We start from the raw sequence: 2,065 nt of genomic DNA, 5'->3' as shown, positions 1-2,065 counted from the left end.
GAGCGCCATCGCGCGACCGGCCACCGGCCGGTCGACCCGCTCGACCCGCACCGGGATCACCGAGAGCATGCCGAAGGCCAGCCGCAGGCCGGCCGCGGTCGTGCGCGAGCCGGCCGGGCTCGTCGGGTGCTTCGGGTTCGTCGGACTCACGGGGCTCTTGCCGGACTTGCCGGACTTGCCGGCCTCGCCGGGCCTGTCGGCCCTGCCGGCCTCGCCGGGCTGGTAGGGCTCGTCGGGTTCGTGGGGCTCGCCGGCGCTCACTTGGTGAGGTTCGTCCCCTGTGGCACGCGGGCCACCAGATCGACGGCCGCGCGCAGCACGGGCAGCGCGAGCAGCGCGCCGATGCCCTCGCCACCGCGGATGCGGTAGTCGAGCACCGGTTCCAGGGCGAGCCGATCGAGCGCCTTGGCGTGACCGGGCTCGGGCGTCACGTGCCCGGCGATCCACCAGTCGGGCGAGCGGTACGAGATGCGCTGGGCGACGAGCGCGGAGGCCGCGGTGGCGACGTCGTCGAGGATCACGGGCGTACGCCGGATCGAGCACTGCAACAGAAACCCGGTCATCGCGGCGAAGTCGGCCCCGCCGGACACGCCGAGCAGCCGCATCGGATCGCCGAGCACGGGCCGCGCCCGGCGCAGCGCGTCGCGGATGGCGGCGCACTTGCGGATCCACGTCGCGTCGTCGATCCCCGACCCGCGGCCGATCACGGCGGCCGCGTCCATGCCGGTCAACGCGCCGATCAGGACGGCCGCGGGGGTGGTCGCGCCTGCCCCGAGCGAACCGAGCAGGAGCACGTCGGCCCCCGAGTCGATCTCGGCGTCGGCGACGTCCATGCCGGCCTGGAACGCGCGTTCGGCCTCGCCGGGGGCGAGCGCGTCCGCAGAGTTCACGGGCCCACTGGAGCGCCGGATCCGCGTCCGCGAGACGTGTTCGGCAAACGCGTCGGGTTCGGCGTCGACGGCGATGTCCACCACTCGTACCGCGACCCCGACGCCCTCGGCGAAGGCGGCGGCGGGGGTGGTGCCGCCGAGGGTGGCGCGAACCTCCCGGGCGGTCCACGCGGAGGTGCGCACCGACACGCCGTGTGCGGCCACGCCGTGGTCGGCCGCGAACATCACCAGGCGCGGCGTCTTGATCGGCGCGGTGTCGGTGCCGCCCTGGAACGCGGCGAACCTCGTGGCGAGGTCCTCGAGCCGGCCGTACGCGCCGGCGCCGCCGCCTCCGGCGAGGGCCAGGAGGTGGGCGAGGACGCGGGCTCGGGCGTCGTCGTCGGGGCGCTCTACGCGGGAGGCCAGGGAATCGAGGTCGATGGTCACCGGCTCAGCCTAGTTCGTGGCTCGCTCGGGGCCGCTTGGCCCTGAGGGGTGGTGGTTGGGTGCATTCGGTTGCGGTTGTGCGGTTGTCGGGTGGGGTGTTTGTGCCACCGCCCACCCGTTGCCTGGGGTGGTGAGGGCTGCGGTTCCACCGTGACCGGGCGGCGTGATCCGGCCTCGCGGGCCTGGCTCGGTTCGGCGGTTTCTCAACCCGCCGCGTGGCGGGCTCGTCTCGGGAGGCCGCGCAGGGTGAGGACCTGGCCGGCCACCACCAGGAGGACCTCGTCGGATTCGGTGGCGATCATGGCGTTCAGGCGGCCCAGTTCGTCGCGGAAGCGGCGGCCCGACGGAGTGGGCGGGACCACTCCGCTGCCCACCTCGTTGCTGACCGCGACCACCGGGACGCGGCAGGCCCGCCACGCGGCGGCCAGGGCGACCGTGTCGGCGCGTACCGCCTCGCGGGCACCCGCGGCCCACCGGGCGTCGTCCCACGCGTCGTGGGCGTCCATGACGGCCGTCAGCCACAGGGACAGGCAGTCCACGAGCATCGGCTGCCGCGGGTCGGCCAGCAATCGGGTCAGGTCGACCGTCTCGGCGGTCGTCCACGTGTCGGGCCGGCGCGCGCGGTGCGCGTCGATGCGCTCGGCCCACTCCGAATCGCCCTCGCGGGTGCCGCCGGTCGCGACGTAGAGCACGTCCGGGCACGCCGCGAGGCGGCGCTCCGCCTCGGCCGACTTGCCCGAGCGGGCGCC

Annotated in this window: 2 protein-coding genes and 1 pseudogene; all 3 read right to left on the bottom strand. The window is 75.2% G+C overall.

Annotated features, from left to right (window positions below; translation table 11 throughout):
* A pseudogene (locus GT354_RS31685) lies at nt 1-261 on the bottom strand (hypothetical protein); the annotation flags it as partial.
* Entirely contained in the window at nt 258-1,316 is a 1,059-nt protein-coding gene (locus GT354_RS31680; protein WP_161359822.1) for a nicotinate-nucleotide--dimethylbenzimidazole phosphoribosyltransferase, read from the bottom strand. The pseudogene GT354_RS31685 and the gene GT354_RS31680, both read right to left, overlap by 4 nt.
* A gap of 203 nt (nt 1,317-1,519) precedes the next feature.
* A partial coding sequence (locus GT354_RS31675; protein ID WP_161359821.1) for a bifunctional adenosylcobinamide kinase/adenosylcobinamide-phosphate guanylyltransferase occupies nt 1,520-2,065 on the bottom strand: 546 nt, incomplete at its 5' end.

Source organism: Streptomyces sp. SID3343 (assembly GCF_009865215.1).
GTDB lineage: Bacteria > Actinomycetota > Actinomycetes > Streptomycetales > Streptomycetaceae > Embleya.
The sequence above is the reverse complement of the archived record's forward strand: the minus strand, read 5'-3'. Positions and strand labels throughout refer to the sequence as shown.